The 12,422-nt window shown below is 56.5% G+C and carries 12 protein-coding genes and 2 pseudogenes; 3 read left to right on the top strand and 11 right to left on the bottom strand.

Features of this window, described 5'->3' with window-relative positions; all coding sequences use genetic code 11:
- Positions 1 to 153: 153 nt before the first annotated feature.
- From JQ575_RS24310 to JQ575_RS46530, 6 genes and pseudogenes are all read right to left on the bottom strand, one after another.
- Positions 154 to 954, bottom strand: a complete 801-nt coding sequence (locus JQ575_RS24310; protein WP_212035675.1) for an FkbM family methyltransferase — start codon at positions 952 to 954, stop codon at positions 154 to 156.
- A gap of 109 nt (positions 955 to 1,063) precedes the next feature.
- Positions 1,064 to 2,386, bottom strand: a complete 1,323-nt coding sequence (locus JQ575_RS24305) for an autotransporter strand-loop-strand O-heptosyltransferase (RefSeq protein ID WP_249166861.1) — start codon at positions 2,384 to 2,386, stop codon at positions 1,064 to 1,066.
- A gap of 179 nt (positions 2,387 to 2,565) precedes the next feature.
- Positions 2,566 to 4,095, bottom strand: coding sequence for a calcium-binding protein (locus tag JQ575_RS24300; RefSeq protein ID WP_212035674.1), 1,530 nt, complete (start codon positions 4,093 to 4,095; stop codon positions 2,566 to 2,568).
- Between the two features lie 114 nt (positions 4,096 to 4,209).
- Positions 4,210 to 4,494: a hypothetical protein gene (locus JQ575_RS24295; RefSeq protein WP_212035673.1), complete on the bottom strand. Its 285-nt coding sequence runs from the start codon at positions 4,492 to 4,494 to the stop codon at positions 4,210 to 4,212.
- A 1,246-nt stretch (positions 4,495 to 5,740) separates the two neighbouring features.
- Positions 5,741 to 6,190 carry a calcium-binding protein gene (locus tag JQ575_RS46535; protein WP_409364811.1) on the bottom strand — a complete coding sequence of 150 codons (450 nt, stop codon included), beginning with the start codon at positions 6,188 to 6,190 and terminating at the stop codon, positions 5,741 to 5,743.
- Positions 6,160 to 6,561: pseudogene (locus JQ575_RS46530) on the bottom strand (calcium-binding protein); the annotation flags it as partial. The gene JQ575_RS46535 and the pseudogene JQ575_RS46530, both read right to left, overlap by 31 nt.
- Before the next feature lie 24 nt (positions 6,562 to 6,585).
- Between JQ575_RS46530 and JQ575_RS46525 the strand changes: the two are divergent.
- Together JQ575_RS46525 and JQ575_RS24275 are read left to right on the top strand one after the other, a co-directional pair.
- Positions 6,586 to 6,921, top strand: a complete 336-nt coding sequence (locus JQ575_RS46525; protein WP_212035670.1) for a helix-turn-helix domain-containing protein — start codon at positions 6,586 to 6,588, stop codon at positions 6,919 to 6,921.
- 145 nt (positions 6,922 to 7,066) lie between these two features.
- On the top strand, positions 7,067 to 7,474 hold the full coding sequence (locus JQ575_RS24275; RefSeq protein ID WP_212035669.1) for an ester cyclase: 408 nt from the start codon (positions 7,067 to 7,069) through the stop codon (positions 7,472 to 7,474).
- A gap of 104 nt (positions 7,475 to 7,578) precedes the next feature.
- Here the strand turns inward: JQ575_RS24275 and JQ575_RS24270 are convergent.
- Positions 7,579 to 8,999: pseudogene (locus JQ575_RS24270) on the bottom strand (IS1182 family transposase).
- A 421-nt stretch (positions 9,000 to 9,420) separates the two neighbouring features.
- Positions 9,421 to 9,861 carry an ABC transporter substrate binding protein gene (locus JQ575_RS46520; RefSeq protein ID WP_409364810.1) on the bottom strand — a complete coding sequence of 147 codons (441 nt, stop codon included), beginning with the start codon at positions 9,859 to 9,861 and terminating at the stop codon, positions 9,421 to 9,423.
- A 246-nt stretch (positions 9,862 to 10,107) separates the two neighbouring features.
- Between JQ575_RS46520 and JQ575_RS24260 the strand changes: the two genes are divergently transcribed.
- A complete protein-coding gene (locus JQ575_RS24260) occupies positions 10,108 to 10,287 on the top strand; it encodes a hypothetical protein (RefSeq protein ID WP_212035667.1) in 180 nt (59 codons plus the stop codon).
- Positions 10,288 to 10,338: 51 nt separating this feature from the next.
- Here JQ575_RS24260 and JQ575_RS24255 read toward each other — a convergent pair whose 3' ends face one another.
- The 3 genes from JQ575_RS24255 to JQ575_RS24245 form a co-directional block, all read right to left on the bottom strand.
- Positions 10,339 to 10,851, bottom strand: a complete 513-nt coding sequence (locus tag JQ575_RS24255) for a hypothetical protein (protein ID WP_212035666.1) — start codon at positions 10,849 to 10,851, stop codon at positions 10,339 to 10,341.
- 97 nt (positions 10,852 to 10,948) lie between these two features.
- Positions 10,949 to 11,725: a calcium-binding protein gene (locus JQ575_RS24250; protein ID WP_212035665.1), complete on the bottom strand. Its 777-nt coding sequence runs from the start codon at positions 11,723 to 11,725 to the stop codon at positions 10,949 to 10,951.
- Between the two features lie 39 nt (positions 11,726 to 11,764).
- The gene (locus JQ575_RS24245; protein ID WP_212035664.1) at positions 11,765 to 12,175 is read right to left on the bottom strand and encodes a hypothetical protein; all 411 of its coding nucleotides are present in this window, start codon (positions 12,173 to 12,175) and stop codon (positions 11,765 to 11,767) included.
- Positions 12,176 to 12,422 lie beyond the last annotated feature (247 nt).

Here is a 12,422-nt window from a genome sequence, read left to right as displayed (position 1 = left end):
ACCGGGACCCCGGCCTCGTGCTCCTTCAAAACCCCGATGATCTGTTCTTCCGTAAATCGATTGCGCTTCATGCTCCGTCCTCGTCTTGGGCCAGAGCGAACTTCAAACTGGATTAAGTCCCAGGGGCAAGGTCACAACGTTCAAACTGGACCCCTAAGCTCGCGTTGAGATTTGCGAAGCCGCCCTGTCCGAAGAATGAATTGCCAAAAAATTCTGCGCCATTTTGAAGACGCGATATCCAGATCGTTCGAGCACGATTCTGAGTTGATCTTGATCAACTTTGATAGCCTCTATGAGCATAATGGGAAAGCTATTCGCGATGGATTGCGTCGCCCCCTCCAGGACCTCCAATTCCATTCCCTCAACGTCAATCTTTATAAAATCAATGCGCGGCAGTTTCATCGAATCGATACTTAAAGTCCGAACAGTTGCGAGATTCGATCCGGACCGATCGACTTGCTGCCCTATGAATTCTGGCTTGTCGAGGTTCTTGAGCTCCAAACTGCCGAAACTTCCGGGTACAAGGTAGTTTGGAACGGGGGTCATCATCTCGCCGACTTGGTTCCCCACAGCGGCAAGAATGGCTCGCGCGTTGAAGCAATTATTGATTGCAAGGTTTCCTGCCAGCGCATAAAAAATGCGTTCCTGGGCCTCGATCGCAAGTACCGATCCCCATCCGGTCATCCGCTTGGCCCATTCAATCGTATGGGTGCCGACGTTGGCTCCGCAGTCGATGGCAACAACGCCGTCCCCATGGTGCTTGCGCCTCAAATCAAGCAACTGCAATGTTGAGTCGATCTCCGCGGACTGAAAACAACCTTTTTCAAGGATTTCGAACCCGACACCGTAGCCCGAAGTTTGGTCTAGCATATGATAGTCAAGACGATTAATTATGAACGTGCCGTGATCAGTACTCGCAAGAATAAAGGCAATCTTACGATTGGGGTTTCTCATCGCCGACTATCTTTCAACCGATGCAGTAACTCGTTGGATCGGGCATGTGATGCGCCAGCTTGACTCAGCTTTATTTCGAAGCCTTGCCGTGCACATGGCATTTGCCCCATCAACACGACCCGTGCAGGCCAAAACCCGGCACCTTTTTGATTACGGCTTTAACCTGCTCGGCAGTAATAAGCCGTGTGCACTCAAACTGCCGGGGACTATCCTTGTGGCGAGGACACCAGAGAAAGTTATGGTGGTCAAATCTAATCCGCGGATCGTTCCAGCAACTGTTGCAGGCGTGGTAATTGATGACGCGGTAAGGCGTATCGAACTCATTGGTCGGATGTGTAAATCCGGAAATCATCACTACCGGTGTGCCGGCAGCCCATGCGAGCCAAGATAGCCCGCTGGACAGCCCTACGAAGAGCGCAGCGTGCTTAAGATATCGAACGCGTTCCGATAACGGCTTCTCCCCAGTTTCGTCCTCAACGCCGTGCGGGATATGGTTCCAGATTAATCCGCTGCCGTGCGTGGCTTTCTGATCGATGCAAACAACCCGATAGCCGCTCTCTTTCAGAAATGCGACGACAGATCGCCAGCCCTCCGGATTATTCCAATACTTTGCTTGCGTGGTACTCTGGACGGCGATGCAGACGTACGGGTCGGCAATGGGCCGCGAATCATTGGCAATCGCGATGCGCGGACGGACTTCGGCCGGATCGACGCTGAGAATATAGCCCGCCGTTCGGTGCAAGCCTACGTGACGAAAATCGCTTGATTGATAGATGAAGTCCTTGTCATCGAAGAACAATCCGATGCTATAGGTCGCGTAATATCGCTCCGGCTTGATCTCTTCGTGGGTCAAAAATGTGATGTCAGGATAGGCGCCCCGGAATAGATCAATCAGCTTTTCGCCCATGGCGCACGTGAGTTTGCAGCCATGACGTTCCTGGAACTTAACTGCATATGGAAACCACCCCATCGGGTCGCCAAGCGTGCCGACCGGAAACTGAACCATTACCTCGCGGTCAAGTGCCGAATAGTCGTGTACGAACAGGCTTTCACCCTGTTGCCAAACTTCTATCCGAATCCGTACGTAGTAGCGCTTAGAGCTGTTGATGCGTCCTGCCTTCAGCTCCGTCTCGAAAAGCACATTCCCCGTGTCGAGATCGCTCAGTTGTATCTTCCACGGGTGTTCGCTTTCGGGGAGAAGCACCCTACATCCGTCGTTGAAATCGAAGCGAATGCCCATTGGCCCTTCCTGCGTCGGAATTTCTGCGGGAGCAGGATAGGCCCTTTTTGCCGGCCCAGATGCAACTTGCATAGATTGGTTGGTCGAAGAGTCGGTCCCACCAACGACTGCATCGACAATGATCTTAGAGTCGCTTGCAATATCCGAATTCGTTACGCTCAAGAATACGTCAGGAGATGCAGGAACGTTCATATGGACACATTACTCCTGAACCACCTCTGTCGAGGCCAAAAACTCTTAAACGAGTGCATTAAAGCATCAGAAGTGCATGAAGTATACATCGAGCAAGCTCAAACCTTATCGGTCTAAGGGCGGACTCGTTAATAGACGCGCTATCTCAAACCGCCGGCGGAGCCGGTGAGCTTTCGGTCCTAGCTAAACCTGAACATAGTGGCATCTAGATCACCGGGACCTTTCCCAATCAGCCATGCGGCGTTCCCAAGCGCATCGGTGATGATCGTCGTGTTGATGCCCGCAGCGTAGAACGAAGCCGCTTGCACATCGGCAAACGAATGAAGGGACGTGCCAGAGAAATTTAGGACATCGTTGACGCCGCCGGTGTTGAAGTCTTGGATCACCATGACCTCCGAGGTCGTATCATTGATTGTGAAGGTATCGGACCCGCCGCCACCCCAAGCATAGTCTACGCCGCCACCACCGGTAATGAAGTCCGCTCCAGCACCCATCAGGAATACGTCGACGCCCGCGCCGCCGGTGACGGTGTCGCCCCCGTTCGAGCCATAGACATAGTTCAGGCCAGAGCCGCCGTTGATCACGTTACCCCTCAGTCTCGCCGGAGGGATGAAGATGTTAAGCCCAGAGCCGCTGGTCATAGTATCAACGCCGGCTCCGCCGTAGAAATAGTTGGTGCCCGCGCCGCCATACAGTGCGTCATTGCCGGCCTCTCCAGACATGACGTTGACGTCGCTTGCCGACGCGCCACCATTGCCGAACAGCGTGTCATTGCCGTCTCCCCCGAAGAAATAATTAAACCCGGCCTCTCCAATCAGAAGATCATTGCCTCCACCGCCGATCAATACATCAAGTCCAGCGCCACCGTATGCCGTGTCATTGCCCCCATAAAGGTAGGCATAGTCAGCGCCGTTACCCCCTACAAAGAGGTCACCGCCGTTCCCCATGATACCGACATCATTTCCATCACCACCATACGCTGTATCGTTGCCGCCATTGCCATAGAGCGAGTTGTTGCCGGCATTGCCCGTGAGCATGTTGCTCAGTGCATTACCTACGCCTGTGAGATTGCCGGAGCCATCCAGGATCAGATTCTCGAGGTTCGCGGTCAGCGCGTAGGTGATGGTTGTGTGAACCGTGTCAGTTCCTTCGCCCGAATTTTCCGTAACCACGTCGCCAGCATTGTCGACGAAATAAGTGTCGTTTCCAGCGTAGCCCGTCATGCTGTCCGCGCCAAGCCCACCGTTAAGACTGTTGTAGCCTCCGTTCCCAGTGATGGCATTCGAAAGAGCATTACCGGTGCCGTTAAGGTTTTCAGTCCCGTCGAGGCTCAGAATTTCGATATTCGCGTTCAGGGCATGGCCGACACTGGCGTGGACGGTGTCCGTCCCCTCTCCAGCTTGTTCCGTCACGACGTCGCCAGCATTATCGACAAAATAAGTATCGTTTCCCAGCCCTCCGATCATCGAGTCACTGCCGAATAGACCATTAAGGACGTTGTCGCTATCGTTCCCGACCAGCGCGTTGTCCTCAGCATTACCAATGCCTATCTGCGCAAATCCCGTGAGCTGCAATTCCTCTATGTTCTCGGGAAGCACAAAGTTGAGACTCGCAGTGACGAGATCATGGTCGAGTGCCGACGGGTCGCTTACCTGATCGAGCGGATCGTCGACGTAGAACGTGGTATTGGCGTAGCCTCCAATCAGCACGTCGGCCCCGATGCCACCGTCTATCGTGCCGCTCGCGTTAGCCGCATTGATGATGTCGTCGCCCGCGCCGCCGTAGAGGGTGACCGTGTTCCCGCTTGCCGTGGTCGGTGCGTTTTAATCAATCTTGACCATCAGCACGTCGTCGCCGTCCCCAGCATCGACGTTCTTGTTGCCTGAGCCGATCAACACAATGTCTTTGACGGACGTTGCGGTCACCGTCTGATTGCCATCGCCTGTATCGGCATAGTCGTAGCCGGTGCTCAACGTAATCGTGGTCGAGCCAGGCGCGAAGTTCTGAACGTTTACTGGTGTCCCATCCAGATGGACAATGAAGTCAGTAACGTCCGTGGCGGCACTCAAAACACTGAACGCGGCCCCATCGCTGAGTTGGCCGGCCAAGCTTGTCACCGAGCTCCCCAGCGAAGCGGTTTGGCCGGTCCACATCAAATTCTCGACGCGGTAAGTGTGACCAATCAACTGGTCTTGCGTGGCATTGTAGGCTTGAGAGCGTGGCTTCCCCGGTGGGGTTGTAGATCAAATCGTAGTAAGTGCCAAAACCGTCATGATCGTATCTGCTCCACCACCGGCATCGACGGTTCGGACCGGATCAGATGTCGAGGGGCTATTCCAAAAGATACTATCATCTACTGCGCCCACTCCGCCTAGCACCCAAGCGTCGCTAGCGTGGTATGTGTTTGCAACCGCAATCTGAATTTGGGAACCGGTGTAGATGGTATTGCCAGCAAGCGAGTCGTCGAGAAAGGACTGCCGGTTGTGTCCGTTGCATAGCTGTAGAGTTTTGCGACATCTAGTGTGTAGGCCGTCTTGGAATGCTCGGAGAAACTTAGAAAATTTCCGATGTCACTGTTGAGAAAAACGTTTGAGCCCTCTCTGAATTTGCGGTTTGCGGCCGCAGCTAGCGCAGCAACGGCGGTACCCGGTAGAGTACCTAACGCCGAAAACGCGGCGATAATCGCAGCCTCGACTCCAGGCTGCGTAATAAATGGCACTTTTGCTACAGGATCGTCAGTATCGATTGTCGCTCCTCGGTGCTCCGGGTTCGTCCGAACCCGGCGAGCCATCCGTCCACGCCTGAACCGTGTATTGCCCCGTAATATTAGGCGTATCCCGCATGAAATACTGGCCATCCCCGCCCCAAGGCTATGGCCGGAAACGAGAACGCTCGTGATTCCGTTGATCGGGTCGTTGATGTAATCATGAATAGCATCGATCAGCGGCTTAAATCGCGCGTAATGATCATTGAAATTTAGAGCGTCAAGCCAATCGGCGTACTGATCTGTCCCTCGAAACGCGATAGCGAGTGTTCGAACACCGTTCACGACGCCGGTAAGCACCAACGCGTTGCTTTCCGCATTACCATTCCCGCCGATGCACTGTATCGCCTAGCAACGAAGGAGTAAGCAGACGGACCTAAAAGTTGATCGAAGTTCTCCGGCTTCATCCCCAGCTCAAGAGCAAAAACTGGATGCCAGTTGTCCTGCGTGTCGAATGGATCAGGAAGGCTAAAGCCCAGGTTCTCATAGGCGAGCGGATCACGACCCAATCCACTTGGCGCAGGAAAACTGGTGTTGCCGTAGGAGTCCTCCGCTAGCAGCAGCATCTCAACAGCTATGCTGCCCTGCGCTCACGTAAGATCGACTAGATTGCTAACGGGGTTAGCGAACGTAACTTTTTCAATATCCTTGGTGTTGAACGTGTATTGAGTGGTGCCAAAGGGAGCGTAGCCGATCTCGGTTCGAGTATTCGCCCAGTCTGCTCCAAACGTGACAAGAAACGAATAGTCGTTAGGTGCTCCCGGTAGTCTCAGAACGTCTTGATTGTCGTTTCCTGTCGGATTTTCTCCGCCATTGAGAGCCGGCGTCGTGCCGACGGTGAAGTCTTGAAAATTGCCAAAGCTGCCCGTCCGGTAGTCAAATACGTCAACACCGTCGCCCCCTAGGGCGACGTCGTTTCCGGGCGAACCGAAAATGAGATCATTACCCGCCCCTCCATCGATCTGATCGGCATTAAGGGCCCCATCGATCGTGTCGTTCCCGGCCCCCCAGCAATTGTGTCGTTTCCGTTGCCGCCAAATATGGAGTCGTTCTCGCCGCCCCCATCAAGGAAGTCAGCCCCGTCATCACCACTTAGAACATCGAGCCCGCCGCCGCCGTAAAGCGTGTCAGCTTCCGTTCCGCCGTCCAGAACGTCGACGCCCAGCCCACCATAGAGAAGATCGTTGCCTGCACCATGCCAACGGGCCTTGGCGGTTGGATCGAAATTTGGCCGAAGCGCACACCTCCATTGGTATAGCCAAGGTGCTATTGGCCGCAGCGCGGAGACGGAGGCCCATGTACAGGATGCGCTGCGGGACTTGGCACCCCCCGTCACCCTTGGCGACCCTGTACGCGCTGCGCCGGACTTCCGCGAGCGTGTAGGCGCCGTCGAACGTTGGGCAGGGAGCATGCTTGATGACGCGAACCCGACGACGTGGTTGGCCACGCATCGCGTCTGCTGATAGCCGCCCGGGGCCGTGCACGGATCGATGACCTCGTTGGAAAATCAGGCCTTAGCACGAGCCAATTTCAGCGTCGGTTTGCGACACAGGTGGGCATGACGCCAAAACTGTTCGCACGAACGATCCGGTTCGACAGAGCGCTAATCGCCCGTCGTAACGCTCCGGGCAGGCCTTGGACCGACATTATCCACGAATTGGGCTGCTTCGATCAGGCCCACTTCATACGCGAATGCCACGTTTTCACCGGCTTGCCACCTGGCGGCCTCATCGGCGAATGGGACAACATTTTTTTCCCGGCGCATGATTAAAATATACAAGCGAGTTCGCCGGTTCTCCAGCAAGTCTGCCCGAACACGTGACCGCGACGGCAATGAGCATCACAAGACGCAAATTTGGCATCGTCACAGTCGGCATCGCGATCGCCGGGACCGACGCAAGGAATGGAGTGATGGCATGTCTACGAATCTGGAGCGCTTCAAGGCGATCGTCGAGCGTGGCTTTTCCCAGGGTGACCTGACTGTCGCGGACGAAATGCGCGGCGAAAAATCGATTGAACACCAGTATCTAACGAGAACTGATTTACCCGGGCCGCAAATACTGAAAGCACAGATCGAGGATGCAAGGTGTAGCATAAAGGATCTGAAGTTCACCGCAGAAGCCGTCGTCGAGACTGGCGATACGGTCTGGGCACGTTGCAAGGCAACGGGCGTCGATCCGCGCTCAGGCAAACCAGTGACCATTGATGTCATGGACATTTGCCGTTTTTCAGATGGAAAGCTCGTCGAACACTTGGGGGTGCCAGATCGGTTTGCACTTCTCCACCAGACCGGGGCACTGCCGCCTCCGCCCAAACGAACATAGCGCGGGCACAAGTTTGGTGAATTCAACAGGTCTGCTATGGGTCTCGGCCGTGTAAAAACACCCTTCCCCGGGGAAGTCAGAGAGAAGCCAGGACTGGTTCGGTATCAGGCCACAATCGCAGCCATCAGCGGCTTGGTCCCGACGATGTTTATGACCCGTGTCAGTTTATAGGCCAGGACCGAGAGAGCCATTTCGGCGGTTACTTTAGGAAGCGTTTTGGTGAGGAAGTGTGTCGCTCCCATGCGGGCTTTCATCGTGCCGAACGGATGCTCGACCGTCTCGCGACGCAGGCGCATGGCTTGTGGGTTGGCATCAAGGCGCTGCTGCACAGCTTCGAGTAGATGCTCATACTCCCATCGTGGAATCCGCCGCTCTGGCCCTGTCGTGCACTGCGGTTTAAGCGAACAATCTTGACAGGCTGTGGTCCAGTAGCGCCGTAGCCGCTTGCCGTCCTCCTCGCTCGTAAAGCGATATGGCAGTTGTTCCCCGGCTGGACAGCGATAGGCGTCCTCATCTGGCAAATAGACAAAGTCCTGCTTGCCGAAGCGGCCATCTGACTTGGCACCCGACGTCTGCGGCTTGGGTCAGAGTTACCGTGATGCCGGCCTCGTGACATGCGAGGATCTCCAGGCTGCTGAAGGAGCCGCGATCGGCAACGGCCTCGAGCGTCTCGGTCTCGAGAACAGCCATGGCCTGCCTGGCCATATTGGCCAGTTGAGCCCGATCTGAGCCGCTGTTCGTTACCTCATACGTCACAATCCACGACGACCTGCACGTTGTAGCCGACGACGCCGGAACCACGCCCGCTCGTCGCCATCGAACGGCTGTCGGAATCGGTCAGTGAGATTTGCTGGTCAGGTGAAGCAAGCATCTGCTTCTCGTAACTGGCAAGCTTGCCCATTTCCTCCTTCAGCTTCGTCAGTTTCTCGGTAAGCCTCGTTACCTTCGCGGCCAGTGCCTCCGTCGGCTCTTGCCGGTCGGTCGTGTCAAGTTGGCTCAGATAGCGCGCGACGCTCTCCTCCAGCTGGGCACGCCGCTGTTCCACCTTCGCCCGCGTGCAGTTCTTGTCCCGATTGTTCACGGCCTTGAACTTGCTGCCATCGATGGCAACGCTCGCCGTCGCGAGGAGACCCATCTCTCGGCAGAGTTCGACGAAGCGCGCACATACCCTCCGCAGCGCCAGGCCATTGTCTTTGCGGAAGTCCGCAATCGTCTTGTCTCAGGTGCGAGCCGACCCAGCAGCCACATGACTTCGACATTGCGGCCGGCCTCGCGTTCGAGCCGCCGGCTCGACTGCACCCGGTTAAGATAGCCGTAGATATAACGCTTGAGGAGAACCGAGGGGTGGTACGATGGCCGACCAGTCGCCGCAGGTTCCACTCCCTCAAAGCTCATCTCAGCCAAATCGAGCGTATCGACAAACACGTCGATCACGCGAACAGGGTTGCTCTCGTCAACGAATCATCAAGGCTTCGGGCAATAGCGTCCACTGCCCACGATCCGCCTGCTTAACGAAGCGCCGCATCAGCTTCCCCCGCAGAATCACGAGAGAATCATAGCAAAGCAGCGGCGTTTTCACACAGCCAGGGTCAAACTCGGACCTCGACGCACCCAAGCGCGAGGTCCGCTTTGCCCCCATTTGCAGCCATTGTCAGGCTGTCTCGGCATGAGTGCCAGAAGCGGAAGTCCGCGGACCCTATTCGATCACCTCGTCGGCGCGGGCGAGTACGGACGGCGGCACGGTTAGGCCGAGCGTTTTGGCCGTTTTCAGATTGAGCACCAGCTCATAAGTTCGGCGCCTGCACCGGAAGATCGGCCGGTTTTTCACCCTTGAGTATACGATGATATAGGCAGCTGCCCGGCGAAATGGGAGAACTGCATCGGGCCCATAGGAGATTAAGCCGCCGTCGGTGACGTAGTAACGGAAGGGGTAGACAGCGGGCAACTTATGGCGTGCCGCAAGCGGGACGATTAGACCGCGATGAAACCCCGTGCCGCCCGATGTCGCCATTCGGAGAGCCAGAGAAGGTGGCAATCGCTCGCTCGATTTCCGCTGTCTCGAGGGCATTGATCGGGCGCAACTCTATCCCAAGGGACGGCGCCACCGCCTGAATGACAGCGTACTGACCTATCCCCGGACCTCGGGTGGGGTCGCGAATGACCGCGACTCGGGTCACAAGGGGCGCGATTTCTTTGAGCAGATCAAGCCATTTTCCGCTCAGGTTGTAATCGAACTGAGTGAAACCGGTCACATTGCCGCCCGGCCGCGCCAAGCTCTCGACTAGGCCGTCGCCAACGGGGTCCACGACCTTACGAACACAATCGGGACAGCGCGGGTCACCCGTAGCAACGGCGCGACTGTGATACCCCCGATGCCAAGATGGCATCTGGCTTGAGCGCGAGCAATTCCACCGCATTTGATTCCGCGGCAGTTGTAAAATGTCTAGGCCTTTGTCGGGCACCGCGCGTAGGTATAAAGGTTTACGGCGTACCCGCCTTCATAAACGGAAGATTCGATTCGAGCAGATCCTTTAAGACATTTGAATAGAACTGCTCTCTTCGAGTAAGACTTGGACGCATCCGTTGTCCGGATGGTACCTTCTCGATCGAGGTCGCCAGCGGCGGCGGAGTTCGTGCGCGACGTCCTCGGAGACGTCTTCGGACCATCGCTCCGCGGTATTGAAGGCGACGACGCGGATCGGATTGCGGTACTCACCGCTCAGCAGGTTCTGAATTGCCGTCTCGATGTCGGCGGTCTCGCAATCGGTTTCGCGCCAAGCGCTGCCGTTTTTGCCAAAATCATCGGCTACTAAATAGACCGTTCATCGTTGCCATTCGGCACGATTGACGGCGTCCAATCCGACCTACGCATAACGCAAATCCAGCAATCGGGAACTGAGATCAAAAGCGAAGCGCCGAAATTGGTTCCCAATAGGGTCGGCGATCGCGAAACGTCCCCCGCGGGCGGTTAAATTGTCCAGCGGATGCTGCTCGACCGGAACATGTTGGCCGGGCGTCGCTTGATACTGGAAGCAACAAAAGGAATTCGTCATGACAAGGATCGCCGCAGTCGCCGTCTCCGTTCTCATCGCGCTGACTTCTTTAGCGAGCGCCCAGAGCAGTTCGAGTTCGAGCGGAGGCGCCAGTTCCAGTGGCAGTGCCAGTTCCAGCGGCAGTGCGAGCTCAAGTGGGAGTTCAAGTGGCAGCGGCTCAGCAACGGCCCCGTCCGAAGCTAAGAAGTAGCCGCTCCGGCCTCTTTTTTCAACGTTGTGAACGGCCGCCGCTCGCCGGCGCGCTCCGCTTAGGATCCGGTCTGCAAAGCAAGAACTCTCGGTCTTGTATTCGCCATGGTAAAGGGGTGGCGGAGTTGCAATCACGTGGCTTGTGCAGCTCTCAAGGGCGTGGGCGGCGGGCGCATTTGATCCGCGCAGCGAGCGAAAAGGCCCGCCGGTTCACGCCGGCGGGCTTATGCCATCAACTCACGATGCTAAAGTTCGCCGCCGTCAGCGTTTGAGCCGTCGCGCCGTTCAGCCACACCGCAGTATCGCTGTCGACCTGAACAACAAAGTAAGCGCCGTTTTGGTAGGAATGCGAGAGTACGTCCGCGAACGATGAAAAGCCCGAACCGCTTAGTTGAATTGTATCGAGGCTCGACGTCCTGAATGACTTGGACACTCGGAACATCGTTGACGACGAAAGTGTCCCGACGCCGGTACCCGGTCCGCCGCCATCGCCACCGAAGTTCACGCCTTGGCGGCCGTCAAAATAGTTATTGCCGGCGCTTCCTATGGAAACGTCTACACCGTCTCCCCCGAACATCTGGAAATTGCCGGTTCCGCCATAGAAGTAATCGTTGCCGTCATACCCATAAGCGTTGTCATTGCCGGCGTCTCCGATAAAGATATCAATTGCTGCCGAACCGACGCCAACATCGCCGCCATATGCCTTCCCGCCGCCTGTCGACATGTAGAGGTAGTCGTTTCCAGCGCCACCTTCCAAAAGATCCACGCCGCCGTCGCCGACGATCGTGTCTTTCGCGTCTCCGCCGTAGACGGCGTCATTGCCCAAGCCACCGTACACAAATGATCCGCCAGTGCCGTTTGAGCCCGTCAGAATAATGATGTCGTTGCCGCTGCCGGTTGTGTCTTCGATGGCGCTGTAAGTGCCATTCAGGATGTCGCTCCCGTCGCCACCATCCCAATAGGCCACGGTCCCCGAAATCAAATCATCGCCCGTGCCGCCGTAGGCCACCCACCGTAAAAGCCGCTCAAGGAAGTGTTGATCGTGTCGTTAAGCCCCACCGTATGCGCCACCGATTTGTGAAGCAGAGATCAAATCGCTACCCTCGCCGCCGTACATGGCGCCAAAGCCGGCGAGCGTATCATTGCCATTTCTGCCGTAGAGAGTAACGAGCGGGGCGTTTGGCTGACCGCCCTGGAGGCTGTCGTTACCTTCACCACGGTAGGTCGTCGAACCGACCGTGCTGCCAACTGTATCGTTGCCGTCAAGGCCGTACATGCCGTCTTCGTTGCCAGTATGATTGTCGTCTCCAAGGGTACCCACATAAGTTGTCATTGCGATCCTTCCGTTAGCGGTTTGAAACGCCGCCTTTTGTGCCACGGCATTGAGTTTATCGAGACTAGAGATCATCAGAAGTTGGAAATCCGTAGGAAGTTCCCCGCCAAGCCCGGTGCGCTTCATCGGCGCGCGCGGCGAGAATGCCGGCTATCGCGCGCGCCTTCGTCAGCTCCTTGCCGAGCGCCCTACGGTCGCCGCCAGACAGCGGGGGTCGGATCGTGTTTCGGGGCCATTGCCGCGCATCAAAGCGCGGCGCGGTGGCTTACGCAAATGGGACCATAGGGTGGGTCTTCGACGGCGCCGATCCGCTGCTGGTAGCGCAGTGCAGGAAGTCGATTGTCGCTGCGGTGCGGAACGGCTTTTTCTTGTC

Origin of the sequence: Bradyrhizobium sp. JYMT SZCCT0428, assembly GCF_018131075.1 — a bacterium.
Taxonomy (GTDB): domain Bacteria; phylum Pseudomonadota; class Alphaproteobacteria; order Rhizobiales; family Xanthobacteraceae; genus Bradyrhizobium.
This window is presented reverse-complemented; position numbering and strand designations above follow the sequence as displayed.

Bases quoted from the DNA above. Each gene is read 5' to 3' on its own strand.
- JQ575_RS46520 (WP_409364810.1), bottom strand. From the start codon at position 9,861: ATGCCATCTTGGCATCGGGGGTATCACAGTCGCGCCGTTGCTACGGGT.
- JQ575_RS24275 (WP_212035669.1), top strand. From the start codon at position 7,067: ATGTCTACGAATCTGGAGCGCTTCAAGGCGATCGTCGAGCGTGGCTTT.
- JQ575_RS24305 (WP_249166861.1), bottom strand. From the start codon at position 2,386: ATGAACGTTCCTGCATCTCCTGACGTATTCTTGAGCGTAACGAATTCG.
- JQ575_RS24310 (WP_212035675.1), bottom strand. From the start codon at position 954: ATGAGAAACCCCAATCGTAAGATTGCCTTTATTCTTGCGAGTACTGAT.
- JQ575_RS24245 (WP_212035664.1), bottom strand. From the start codon at position 12,175: ATGAAGCGCACCGGGCTTGGCGGGGAACTTCCTACGGATTTCCAACTT.